The organism is Synechococcus sp. LTW-R (assembly GCF_014217875.1).
GTDB lineage: Bacteria > Cyanobacteriota > Cyanobacteriia > PCC-6307 > Cyanobiaceae > Vulcanococcus.
Genome location: NZ_CP059060.1, coordinates 544,864 through 555,179, shown reverse-complemented (window position 1 = coordinate 555,179; position 10,316 = coordinate 544,864). Strand labels below are relative to the sequence as shown.

Here is a 10,316-nt window from a genome sequence, read left to right as displayed (position 1 = left end):
TGCTCCCGATCAGGCAGCCTGCATGGCAGCCACTTCAGCAGCGAAGTCCATCTTCTCGATTTCGATGCCTTCGCCCAGGTTGAAGCGAACGAAGCGGCGAACCTGGATGTTCTCGCCGATCTTGCCGGAGACTTCTTTGACGAGCTGGTCAACGGTCATGCCGCTGTCCTTGATGTAGGGCTGATCCAGAAGGGACATCTCCTTGAGGCGCTTGCCGATACGGCCAGCGACGATCTTCTCCTTCATCTCCTCCTTCTTGCCGGCGAGATCATCGCGGCCCATCTCGATCTGCTTCTCGCGCTCAGCGACTTCGGCAGGAATGTCGTCGACCTTGACGAAGTCAACGTTGGGGCATGCAGCGACCTGCATAGCCACGTTGCGGACGAGCTCCTGGAAGATGTCGCCGCGGGCCACGAAGTCGGTCTCGCAGTTCACCTCAACCAGCACGCCAACGCGAGCGCCGGTGTGGATGTAGCTGCCGATGGCCCCTTCAGCCGCGGCACGGCCGGACTTCTTCTCAGCGGAGGCAATGCCCTTCTGACGCAGCCACTCGACGGCTTTGTCCTTGTCACCCTCGGTCTCTTTGAGGGCCTTCTTGCAGTCCATCATGCCTGCGCCGGTCATGTCGCGCAGTTCTTTAACGAGCTTGGCGGAGATCTCAGCCATGGGTAATCGCGGTGATGAGGGGGTGGAAATCAAGACAGGGGCTCAACACCGAAGAGCCTCCCCGAGGGAAAGCTCCTGGCATCAACCACTGGGTTCAAAGGCGAATCAGGACTGGGCTTCGTCGTAGGCACCCTGCTCAGCAGAGCCATGACGGCCTTCGTTGATGGCATCGGCCAGGCGTCCCAGCACCAGTTGCACCGAGCGCACGGCGTCGTCGTTGCAGGGGATGGGCACGTCGCAGAGATCGGGATCGCAGTTGGTGTCGAGCATCGACACCAGGGGGATATCCAGCTTGCGGGCCTCGAGCACGGCGTTGGTTTCGCGGCGCTGGTCCACCAGGACCACCACGTCGGGGAGACGGCGCATGTTCTTCAGACCGCCCAGGTACTTCTGCAGACGATCGAGCTCACGACGCAGAACGGCGGCTTCCTTCTTGGGACGCATCGCGATAGCGCCGGAGGACTCCATGCGCTCGAGGTCCTTCAGACGGTCGATACGCGCGCGCATCGTGGTCCAGTTGGTGAGCATGCCGCCCAGCCAGCGCTGGTTCACGTAGGACGCGCCGCAGCGGCTGGCTTCCAGGGCGATCACCTCGGAGGCCTGCTTCTTGGTGCCGACAAAGAGGAAGCGCTTGCCGCTGCGTGCAGCACTACGCACCCATTTGTAGGCGTTGTTCATGCAAACCGCGGTTTGCACAAGGTCGATGATGTGAACACCGTTGCGCGCGCAGTAGATGTAGCGCGACATCTTGGGGTTCCAACGGCGGGTTTGGTGCCCAAAGTGAGCACCCGCCTCCATCATTTCGGCGAGAGTGACGACAGCCATGTTCTGTTGAGGTTTCGGGTTTGCCTCCACCTGCCAGGGACCGACCGAACAGGGCGAACCTGCATCACCGGTTGATCACCCGAAACACGCAGGTGTGCGGTTTGAAAGTGCCTGTGAACACTACCAAACAGGCCGCCAGCACTCCCTGGAGCGCTTAGCGCAGTCCGGCGGCGCGCGCTTCGGCGTAGAGCGCCCGCACACCGATGCGATTCAGAGGAAGACGCAGCAGCTCCATGGCCCATGCCGCCTGACCCTTACGAATCAACCAAGCCAAGAGCGGACGCAGGCTGCGCTCATTGACGAGGCCTCCCAGGGTCAACAGTTCCCAGAGAATCCGATGCAGGACGGTGAACTGAATAATGAACCGCACCCTTCGGGTGGGGTGTTTTTTGTAGAAGACGAGGCCCATCTTGGCCCGCTCACCCTCGACGGCAATCAGACGGGGAACCTGCTCGAGGCTCAGGGGCGGATGCCAGTGGTAGCCAACCGCGGATGGGCAGCGCACCAGCACAACACCCATCTGGCGAAGCCGCTCTCCCAGTTCCAGGTCCTCCCAGCCATAGAGGCGGAAGCGCGTGTCAAAGAGACCACTGCGCTCGAGAACCTCGCGGTCAATCGCGACATTGCCTGTCGCGAAATAGGCCCAGGAGAGGTCGCGCAGCTTGTGGGGTTCGCTGGTGGGCTCCTCGAAATTCGCCGTATTGATCACCGCGCCGTAGGTGAAGCAGAGGCGGTTGCCTTGCTCCTGCCAACTCAGCTGCAGTGCGCTGGCGTGGCTGAGGAGGAACTCCTCGGTGACAACCAGGTCACTGTCGATGAACACAATGACGTCACCGCGGGCATGGTCAACGCCCCGGTTGCGGCCTTCCGCTGGTCCCCCATGGTCCTGCTGAACCAAGCGAACGTGGGGAAGTTCCGCTTGATGCTGGCCAAGCCAGGCCACCGTTTCGTCGGTTGAACCGTCATCCACGACGACCACTTCGTAGTCGCTGATCGGCGCAGCCAGTCGCTGCCGCTCGAGGGCCCGAAGACACTTCTCGAGGATCGGCAGACGGTTGTAGGTGGGGATGACGACGCTGAGAAACATGGCCAGGTCGACAGATTGAGCAAAAAAAAGGGATCCCTCAGGATCCCAGAGCGGTCAAGTTCGGACTGAGGATCAGTCGGCAGCGCCGCCATTGTTCGCGGTGCCGGTCACGCCGTTGCCAGCACCTTCGCCACGACCATCGTTACGCATCTTGCGCTTTTTGAACTTGCGGGCGTATGCGCGGTTGCGCTCTTGCTTTTCCTTCTTGAGGTTACGGCGTTTGGCCATCGAAACGGCGGAAAGTTCGGGTTAGTCACCACAGTACTGAATCACCCTCAATGGGTGGCGCTGAGTGCCGGCTTGGCATCCTCAAACAGACGTCCGTCCTCCATCCGGACCAACCGATCCGCGATATCCAAAATCCGCGGGTCATGGGTGACCATCAGGACCGCAGAGCCCTGATCACGGGCCAGACGCCGCAGGAGCTCCACCACTTCACGGCCGGTTTGCGAGTCCAATGCCGCCGTCGGCTCATCCGCCAGGAGCAGGCGCGGATGGGCGGCCAGGGCACGGGCGATGGCCACCCGCTGCTTTTGACCACCGGAGAGGTCATGGGGCAATTTGTTGAGCTCGTCTCCGAGGCCCACCGCGCGCAACCATTCGCGGGATTGATCGCGTCGAGCCCGGTAACTCAACCCCGGCAGAAGATCAGAACCCATTTGCACGTTCTGTTCCGCCGTCAGGCAACGCAAGAGGTTGTGGCCTTGAAAAATCATCCCGATCGAGCGGCGTAAACGCTGGCGCTCACGGCGGCTTGCTCCGGCCAGCTCTTGACCCAAGACCTGCACCGACCCCTCTTGAACGGAGCGAAGGGCACCGACCAGGGTTAAGAGGGTGGTTTTGCCGCATCCGGAGGGGCCCGTCAGCAGGACCACCTCCCCGGCGGCGACGGTCAGATTGACCCCCTGCAGCACCTGACGGCGCATGGTCCCCGTTCCATAGAAATGGGAAAGCTCCTTGAGGTCGACGGCAGCTGAAGTCCCCATGGGTTCAGAAAATCTCCGCGGGATCCGCATCAGCGAGCCGGCGCATGGCGAGGCCGGCCGAGGCCATACACATCACTAAAATCATGGTGAAGACCGTCACCGCTCGCGACGTATCCATAAACACCGGCAGCTGGGTGGCCGAGCGGACCATGAGATACAGCCCTTGGCCGGCGGCATAGGCCGGCAGATAACCAAAGGCCGCCAGCAACAAGCCCTCTCGGGCAACCACGCCGAGCAGGCTGGGGAGCTTGTAGCCCATGGCCATCAAGGTGGCGTATTCCGGCAGGTGATCGCTGACATCGGAATAGAGCACCTGGTAAACGATCACGCAGCCGACCACAAAGCCCATGGCGGCGCCCAAGGTGAAGATGAAGCCGATGGACGTACTGGTGCGCCAGTAGTTCTGTTCGAAATCGATGAAGCCCTGCTTGGTCAAGACCTTCACGTCGCTGGGCAGTTGCGCCTGAAGGCGTTGCGCAACGGCCTCGGGATCACTACCCGGCTTGAGCCGAACCAGTCCGACCTCGATGCTCCCCGGCGGCGTATTCGGCAGCAGGTCAATGAAGGTCTCTGAACTCGTCAACAGGTTCCCGTCAGCACCGAAGGAGGTGCCCAAACCGACCAAGCCGGCGACCCTTACCCGCTTTCCGGCGATTTCACTCTCAACGGTGCGGCCGGATTTGAACCACTCCGCCACCGGGCCGAACTCGGGGCGGGACTGTGCATCAAAGAGGACCCTCCCTTTTTGGGTCAGGGCGCGGGCTTTCGGCGCCAAGGTCGGATCGGTGAACAGGGGGTCATTGGGCTCAAAGCCCAAGGTGAGGATCGAGCGGGTGCCCCGCGTCTCGGGGTTGCGCCAGAGCAGCAGGTTCCAATGGACAGGCGTGATGCCCTCAACCTCAGGGGCCGCCATGGTCTGAACCAGTCGGCGTTTCGGGAAGCCGGCCATGCTCACCGAGCTGGTGGAGCGCGGACTGATCAGCACCAAGTCGGCATCAAAGAGCCGGTGAATCGTGACGCTGGCATCGAAAAGACCATCACGAAAGCCGAGCTGCATGAACATCAGAATCCCGGCGAAACTGATGCCCGCCAGGGCGACGGCCAAGCGAACCGGCTGTCTGGTCAACAGCAGCAGGGCCAGTGGAATGCGCCGGCGCTGCCAAGCCCCCTCAAACCAACGCTGAACGCTCACGGATCAAAGCGAGCGATGACCTTGAGGCCCGAAAGCTGTTGGACCCGCTTGGCATCCTCCGGGCTCAAGGCCAGACGCACCTCAACGATGCGGGCGTCCGCATCTCCCGTGGGGTCGGTGGACAGCACATCCCGCTGGCGGATCTGCGGAGAGATCCGGACCACCTCGGCCTTCAACTTGCCCGTGAAGCCGCCGTTTTCGCTAATCAACGAGGCGCTCTGGCCCAGACGGATCCGGCCAATGTCGCTCTCATAGACCTCTGCAATGGCCTCCATCCGGTCGCTGGCACCCACCGCGAGGATTCCGTCAGAACCCGGGCGCTCACCAGGCCTGGCATAGATGCGCAAGACCGTGCCATCGATCGGGGAGCGAAGCTGGCTGTCCTTGAGGTCCACCTCCACCCCACGGCGCTCGGCCAGGGCTTCACGGCGTTGCCCCTCGAACTTCTCCAGTTCGTCCTGCTTCTCCTCCAGCAGCACCATGCTGGCCGCCCCTTCACGGGCGGCGTCGCGATAGCGACTGACCTCACGACGCTGCATCGCGATCGAACGATCCAGGGTGCTGATCCGAGCATTCACGGCCGCCAGATCAGCCAGGAGTCCAGGGCGGTTATCGAAGGTCGCGAGCACCTGACCGCGCTTCACGCGATCCCCTTCTTGCACCGAGAGGCTGGAAATTCGCGGGCTTCCGCCCATCGAACCCATCGGGGCCGCCAGTTGGCGAACGTCACCCGCAGGTTCCAAACGCCCCAAAGCCGAAACGGACTCAATTCTGGGTTGAACCACCGGGGCCGGTGGGGGCGGGACCGGGCGGTCGACGCTCCGCCCAATCGCCATGAAAGCGAGCACCAACGCGACTGCCCCGCCGGCACTGCGCCAAGGGTGCCGCTGGACCCAGTGCCACATCACTGCAGGGGCAAGGGATCGTCGAAGAGCAGTTCCTCGATGTAGCGATCGGCCCACTCGGGGTTGAACGCCTTCTCGAGAACGCGGCGGGTCTTGTCGTTGCGCTTCTGCTGCTGGCAATACGAGAGCTGGCCACGATGTCGCCTCACCGTATCTGGGTGATCGATCGGCTGAGCCGTCGCTTCCAGGCAGGCCTCAGCCAGGACCTGGAGGAAATCACTCACCACTTCGATGAAGCGCTGCTCCTCTTCGGCATCGGCAGGGCGAACGAAGCGAACGTACGGAGAAAAAATCGTGCCCCACTCAGGAAGCTCGCGCTCCTGACTGAACTCACGCTTGGGTAAGTCCTCAAGACGCTCCAGGACCGCGGGCGGCAAGGTCCCATCAACAGGTGAGAGATCAACGATAGCGGCCGAGACAACGCCACGACCGGCAACGATGTCGGCCCCAAAAACCGGCAGATCAAAGCGAGGATCGGGAAAGAAGACGCAATGCAAGACCTGGAGACCAGCACCAAGGCGTGCCGTTTCGAGGTGCAATTTGCGCAAGCCACGGCTGGAGCGCAGCTCGTTGCGAATGAATAGGTCTTCGCCATCCAAGCTGCCGGTAATGGCTTCGAGCTCGGGATCGACGGCGAGGTGCTCAACCTCGGGCAGCGACTCCCATTGCTGACGGATTCGTTCTGCGAGCCCATCAACCAGCGGATGAATGCCCAGGGCTGCAGAACTCATCAGGGCTCGGGGACGACCGACTGGGCGATCCTGCCAGCAGAATGGGTCAAACCCAAGATTTCCAGTCGTTGCCAGGTCTGAACACCACACCGCTGCCGGAACCGCAGCGTGGTCAGCTCGCCAACGGAACCACCCTGGTGCAACTGGACCTGCCAAACGCACCGGTGGTCTGCCTGGACTTTTGGTGCCGAGCCGGTAGTGGCATGGAAGGACCGGACGAGTCCGGCCTCGCCCACTTCCTCGAGCACATGGTGTTCAAGGGGAGTCGCACCCTGCAGGCGGGGGAATTCGACCTGCGCATCGAAGCCCTGGGCGGCAACAGCAACGCTGCAACCGGCTTCGACGACGTCCATTACCACGTTTTGATACCGCCAGGGGCCTGCGGCGAGGCCTTGGAGCTACTCACGGATTTGGTGCTCCAACCCCGGCTGGACGCCAAGGACTTCGACATGGAGCGCCAGGTGGTGCTCGAGGAGCTCGCCCAAAGTGAGGATCAGCCAGAAGAGGTGGCTTTTCAGCAACTGCTCAAGCAGAGCTGCCTGAATCACGCCTATGGCCTTCCGATCCTTGGCGCCCGCGAGGCCCTCTTAGACCACACACCGGAGGCCATGGCAGCCTTCCACGGCCGCCATTACCGAGCCGACCGCTGCTGTCTCTCCGTGGCCGGTCCCCTGGCCGCCCTGGAGCTCGATGCACTGCTCTCGAACTCGGCCCTGGCCGGCTTAAAGCAATCCAAGCGGGATGTTCGTCCCGTTCCCCTCCACTTCGAACCCGGCGAGGAACGCCTTGAACTGCCGCGGCTCGAGGCGGCACGGCTGCTGATGGCCTGGCCACTCCCCGGTGCCGCGGATCAAATGTCCGTCGTTGGTGGCGATCTCATCACCACGCTTCTGGCGGAGGGACGGCGCAGTCGTCTGGTGGAGCGGCTCCGGGAGCAATTGCGCCTGGTGGAGAGCGTGGATCTGGATCTGAATGTGTTGGAGTCCGGCTGCCTCGTCCTGCTGGAGGCGGTTTGTGAACCCGAGCAGCTCAGCGCGGTTCGCGCCGAGATCAATGCCGTTCTGTTGGCACTCCTGCAGGAGAGTCCGAGTGAGGCGGAGGTGGATCGCGCCCGCCGATTGGTCGGGAACGGCTACCGCTTCAGCCTCGAAGCACCCAGCGCCGTTGCCGCGATGGTTGGCAACAGTGCCCTCTGGGGACGCGAGCACAATCTCCAAGCTCCGCTGGACTGGCTGGATGAATGGGACGGTCGGCGCCTCGTGCAGGAGCTCGTTCCGCAGCTTCAGCCCCAGCGAGCTTTCGTACTGGAGGCCGTCCCAGCGTGAAGACAGGCGGCGTGGAACAACGCGAACTGGAGGGCGGTTGCCCGCTCTGGCTGCTCGATCGACCGGGCCCGGCGATCCTCTCGGCCAAGCTCTGGATCCGCGGCGGAAGCGCCGCCGATCCCACCGGCCAACGCGGTCGGTCTCAGCTGTTGGCTGGGGTCTTGAGCCGAGGCTGCGGACGCCTCAGTGGTGAAGCGCTGGCCGATCTCGTGGAAGGACGGGGAGCAGGTCTGCGCTGCGAAGCCGCCGAAGACGGCACCTTGATCAGCCTGAAATGCGCCAGCGATGACGCCACCTTGCTGTTGCCCCTGATCCTGCAGATGGTGAGCAGTCCTTGGTTGGTCGAGGACCAGATCACGCTCGAGCGCCAATTGAATCTGCAGACCCTCCAACGGCAAAAAGAGGATCCCTTCCAGGTCGCCCACGACCAATTGCGCCATCAGCTGTACGGCGATGGGCCCTACGGGCATGACCCCCTCGGGGTTGAGGCCGAGCTCGCCCAACTGGGACGAGAGGAGCTCCAGCAGTGCACCCAGGAGCTGGGGCAGGGCGGTGCGGTCCTGGTACTGGCCGGTCAGCTGCCCGAGCAGCCGGAGCGGCTCTTGCTGGAGGGTCTGGGTGGTCAAGGCTGGAGCACTCAGGCCCCCGTCCGCCACCCTGGAGCACCCGGTCTGAAACAGCGTTCCCTCGCCAGCAAGCTCGACGACACCGAGCAATTGGTGCTGATGCTGGGGACCACCACCGGCCCACTCGGCAGCGAGCAGGCCCTGGCCCTACGCCTGCTCCACTGTCATCTGGGCATCGGCATGTCCAGTCGTCTCTTTGTGGCCCTGCGTGAGGAACACGGTCTGGCCTACGACGTGGGGGTCCACTACCCGGCGCGGCTGGGCGATGCGCCCTTTGTGTTCCATCTCTCCAGCTCCAGCGATCGCGCCAAAGAGGCCAGCCAAGAGCTCTTGAACGAATGGTTGCGCCTCCTCGAGGAACCCATCAGCGAGGAGCAACTCCAACTGGCCAAGGCGAAGTTCCGAGGGCAGGAGGCCTTGGGCCGTCAAACCTGCAGTCAGATCGCTGACCGCCATGCCCTGGTCTTGGGCCATGGACTGCCCTTTGACTTCGCGGATCGGTGCCTGATCGAAGCCGAGAGCCTCACCGCGAACGACCTGCATCAAGCGGCCAAGGCCCTTCTGCAGCAGCCCTGCTTGAGCCTCTGCGGACCCGACGACGCGATCAAGGTCGCCGAAACGGTCTGGAACCAGCACCCGCTGAACCGCGCCTAGAGCGTTTCCAGTTGCTTGAGCTCGAGCAGAAAGGTGCCGCGCCGGAACCGCACGGCAACCTGTTCCATCGCCTTCAGAGCGACCACCTGACCGATCTCGCCGGCGTCAATCAGGTCCGGCGGGCGGAGCATCGACATGGCATCGGCCGTCTTCAGATAGCTGGGTTGGTGCAGCAACCGCACCTGGGTGCCAACACTGATGGATTCCTGAGACATCGGTCCTTGCAAGACCACCACTCTCCTGCAGGATGGTCGCACTGAGAGGCCAACTGTGCGCGCCCTTGCCAACTGGAGTGGTGCCTTAGCCGGATTACTCCTGATTCTTTGTGGCGGGTTAATTCAGGCGGCCATCCCGTGGCCTGGGGAACAGGGGGTGTCCGTGCTGCCCTTGCCGATGACCCTGCAGGTGCCGGCCCTGCTCTTCACGGCGCTCGTCTGCGGCCACCGCCCAGCGATGTTGGCGGGCATGGCTTACATCAGCCTCGGCCTCTTCCAACTGCCGGTCTTCCAAGGCGGCGGGGGGCTGAGTTACCTGAGCGATCCAGCCTTTGGCTACCTGGCTGGCTTCCTGCCAGCGGCCTGGCTGACCGGCCGCCTGGCTCAGCAGCAGGACATGGATGATCTGTTGAACCTGCTGGGCGCGGCGGTCTTGGGGTTGTTCATCCTCCAGGGATGCGGCTTAGCCAACCTTCTGCTCGGGGGACTCTTTCAACGCTGGGGCGGACAACTCCCGCAGTTGGTGCTGACCTACAGCCTTGGACCGCTGCTGCCCCAGCTGTTGTTGTGTTGCGCCGTTGCGGTGCTGGCCTGGCCAACGCGCCGCCTCTTGTTGCTGGATCGCTGATGGCCCCGAGTTACTGGATTGCCATCGCCGTCGTGCTGATGGACCAGCTCAGCAAGGCGTGGGCGCTCGAGCATCTCGCTGGAGTCGGCATCCGTCCACTGGTTCCAGGACTGCTGCAGCAGCAACTGGTCTTCAACAGTGGAGCGGCCTTCAGCATGCTCGAGGGCAACGCCAATCTGCTGGGCGTCGTCAGCCTCGGCGTTGCCGCCGGCTTGGTGGTCTGGATTCAAACCAGCGGCCCAATGGAGCGCTGGCAAGCCCTCGGTCTGGGTTTTCTCCTCGGTGGGGCCATCGGCAATGGGATCGACCGTTGGCGTCTCGGTCGGGTTGTCGACTTCCTGGAGTTCGTACCGATCTCCTTCCCGATCTTCAATTTGGCGGATGTCGCCATCAACCTCGCCGTGCTCTGCCTCGCGCTCTCCCTGTTGCCCGGTTGGCGCAGGCGCTAATCAACGGGATCATCAGAGGGAGTGGTC

13 protein-coding genes are annotated in these 10,316 nt (G+C 63.0%); 4 read left to right on the top strand and 9 right to left on the bottom strand.

The genetic code is table 11. From position 1 onward, the window contains the following. Positions 1–9: 9 nt before the first annotated feature. The 8 genes from tsf to H0O22_RS03175 all read right to left on the bottom strand — a co-directional run bounded on the left by tsf (position 10) and on the right by H0O22_RS03175 (position 6,392). Positions 10–666 (bottom strand): translation elongation factor Ts, encoded by a 657-nt coding sequence (tsf, locus tag H0O22_RS03210; RefSeq protein ID WP_185187593.1) that lies wholly within the window; start codon positions 664–666, stop codon positions 10–12. 105 nt (positions 667–771) lie between these two features. After that, on the bottom strand, positions 772–1,491 hold the full coding sequence (gene rpsB / locus H0O22_RS03205) for a 30S ribosomal protein S2 (RefSeq protein ID WP_185187592.1): 720 nt from the start codon (positions 1,489–1,491) through the stop codon (positions 772–774). 154 nt (positions 1,492–1,645) lie between these two features. After that, positions 1,646–2,578: a glycosyltransferase family 2 protein gene (locus H0O22_RS03200; protein ID WP_185187591.1), complete on the bottom strand. Its 933-nt coding sequence runs from the start codon at positions 2,576–2,578 to the stop codon at positions 1,646–1,648. A 72-nt stretch (positions 2,579–2,650) separates the two neighbouring features. Further along, on the bottom strand, positions 2,651–2,806 hold the full coding sequence (locus H0O22_RS03195; protein ID WP_006850288.1) for a hypothetical protein: 156 nt from the start codon (positions 2,804–2,806) through the stop codon (positions 2,651–2,653). Between the two features lie 47 nt (positions 2,807–2,853). Next, positions 2,854–3,564: a DevA family ABC transporter ATP-binding protein gene (locus H0O22_RS03190; protein WP_185187590.1), complete on the bottom strand. Its 711-nt coding sequence runs from the start codon at positions 3,562–3,564 to the stop codon at positions 2,854–2,856. A gap of 4 nt (positions 3,565–3,568) precedes the next feature. Continuing rightward, positions 3,569–4,756, bottom strand: coding sequence for an ABC transporter permease DevC (gene devC, locus H0O22_RS03185; RefSeq protein WP_185187589.1), 1,188 nt, complete (start codon positions 4,754–4,756; stop codon positions 3,569–3,571). After that, positions 4,753–5,661 (bottom strand): HlyD family efflux transporter periplasmic adaptor subunit, encoded by a 909-nt coding sequence (locus tag H0O22_RS03180; protein ID WP_185187588.1) that lies wholly within the window; start codon positions 5,659–5,661, stop codon positions 4,753–4,755. Before H0O22_RS03180 ends, devC begins: the two co-directional genes overlap by 4 nt. Next, positions 5,661–6,392, bottom strand: coding sequence for a phycocyanobilin:ferredoxin oxidoreductase (locus H0O22_RS03175; RefSeq protein WP_185187587.1), 732 nt, complete (start codon positions 6,390–6,392; stop codon positions 5,661–5,663). Before H0O22_RS03175 ends, H0O22_RS03180 begins: the two co-directional genes overlap by 1 nt. Before the next feature lie 68 nt (positions 6,393–6,460). Between H0O22_RS03175 and H0O22_RS03170 the strand changes: the two genes are divergently transcribed. Then, positions 6,461–7,717 carry a pitrilysin family protein gene (locus H0O22_RS03170; protein WP_255439438.1) on the top strand — a complete coding sequence of 419 codons (1,257 nt, stop codon included), beginning with the start codon at positions 6,461–6,463 and terminating at the stop codon, positions 7,715–7,717. After that, positions 7,714–8,997: a pitrilysin family protein gene (locus H0O22_RS03165; RefSeq protein ID WP_255439437.1), complete on the top strand. Its 1,284-nt coding sequence runs from the start codon at positions 7,714–7,716 to the stop codon at positions 8,995–8,997. Before H0O22_RS03170 ends, H0O22_RS03165 begins: the two co-directional genes overlap by 4 nt. Here H0O22_RS03165 and H0O22_RS03160 read toward each other — a convergent pair. Beyond that, the gene (locus H0O22_RS03160) at positions 8,994–9,212 is read right to left on the bottom strand and encodes a DUF3148 domain-containing protein (protein ID WP_185187584.1); all 219 of its coding nucleotides are present in this window, start codon (positions 9,210–9,212) and stop codon (positions 8,994–8,996) included. The two genes, H0O22_RS03165 and H0O22_RS03160, sit on opposite strands and share 4 nt — an antisense overlap. A gap of 55 nt (positions 9,213–9,267) precedes the next feature. Here H0O22_RS03160 and H0O22_RS03155 point away from each other — a divergent pair, with 55 nt between their 5' ends. Together H0O22_RS03155 and lspA are read left to right on the top strand one after the other, a co-directional pair. After that, positions 9,268–9,840 carry a biotin transporter BioY gene (locus tag H0O22_RS03155; protein WP_185187583.1) on the top strand — a complete coding sequence of 191 codons (573 nt, stop codon included), beginning with the start codon at positions 9,268–9,270 and terminating at the stop codon, positions 9,838–9,840. Next, positions 9,840–10,289: a signal peptidase II gene (lspA, locus tag H0O22_RS03150; protein WP_185187582.1), complete on the top strand. Its 450-nt coding sequence runs from the start codon at positions 9,840–9,842 to the stop codon at positions 10,287–10,289. The genes H0O22_RS03155 and lspA overlap by 1 nt, the downstream gene beginning before the upstream one ends. Positions 10,290–10,316: the final 27 nt, after the last annotated feature.

Coding starts and splice junctions, on each gene's coding strand:
- tsf (WP_185187593.1), bottom strand. CDS start 666: ATGGCTGAGATCTCCGCCAAGCTCGTTAAAGAACTGCGCGACATGACC.
- rpsB (WP_185187592.1), bottom strand. CDS start 1,491: ATGGCTGTCGTCACTCTCGCCGAAATGATGGAGGCGGGTGCTCACTTT.
- H0O22_RS03190 (WP_185187590.1), bottom strand. CDS start 3,564: ATGGGGACTTCAGCTGCCGTCGACCTCAAGGAGCTTTCCCATTTCTAT.
- H0O22_RS03180 (WP_185187588.1), bottom strand. CDS start 5,661: ATGTGGCACTGGGTCCAGCGGCACCCTTGGCGCAGTGCCGGCGGGGCA.
- H0O22_RS03195 (WP_006850288.1), bottom strand. CDS start 2,806: ATGGCCAAACGCCGTAACCTCAAGAAGGAAAAGCAAGAGCGCAACCGC.
- H0O22_RS03175 (WP_185187587.1), bottom strand. CDS start 6,392: ATGAGTTCTGCAGCCCTGGGCATTCATCCGCTGGTTGATGGGCTCGCA.
- H0O22_RS03160 (WP_185187584.1), bottom strand. CDS start 9,212: ATGTCTCAGGAATCCATCAGTGTTGGCACCCAGGTGCGGTTGCTGCAC.
- H0O22_RS03200 (WP_185187591.1), bottom strand. CDS start 2,578: ATGTTTCTCAGCGTCGTCATCCCCACCTACAACCGTCTGCCGATCCTC.
- lspA (WP_185187582.1), top strand. CDS start 9,840: ATGGCCCCGAGTTACTGGATTGCCATCGCCGTCGTGCTGATGGACCAG.